Origin of the sequence: Anaerotruncus sp. DFI.9.16, from assembly GCF_024461615.1 — a bacterium.
GTDB lineage: Bacteria > Bacillota > Clostridia > Oscillospirales > Ruminococcaceae > Anaerotruncus > Anaerotruncus massiliensis.
This window is the reverse complement of sequence record NZ_JANFZX010000143.1, coordinates 1-386: the sequence shown is the minus strand read 5'-3', so window position 1 is coordinate 386 and position 386 is coordinate 1. Positions and strand designations below refer to the sequence as shown.

1 protein-coding gene is annotated in these 386 nt (G+C 52.1%); it reads left to right on the top strand.

The window, feature by feature from the left end; genetic code table 11:
* Positions 1-247 precede the first annotated feature (247 nt).
* The coding region (locus tag NE609_RS17365) for a CD1871A family CXXC motif-containing protein (RefSeq protein WP_256153247.1) at positions 248-386 on the top strand (139 nt) is incomplete at its 3' end.

The following is a 386-nucleotide window of genomic DNA, read 5'->3' as shown; positions in this document are numbered from 1 at the left end:
CCCCATCATAGCAGTAGTCCACGCTGTAGGCCAGCCGCCGCAGGCTGCGGACGATCGTCTCGCACAGGGCGCGTTCATCTTCAATTACTAAAAGGTGCATGAGAGCCCTCCTTTTTATTTCTCCGTTTTTGTGTTGTTTTCATTATAGCAAAAATAGATAAGGTTTACGTTAAGTTTTCGTTCTTAACAGAGACTTTAACTCTCCCACGCTATGATGGGGGTACAAAATCGGAAAGGGTGATGAAAAATGAGCTGCGGGAAAAAGGCCGCGGCGCAGATCGTGCTGCTGATGGCCGGAGCCGCCATGCTGTGCTTCGGCGTCTGGCGGGGCGAGGCGGCGACGGTGCTGAGCAAAGCAATCAAACTATGTCTGGAGTGTGTGGGCA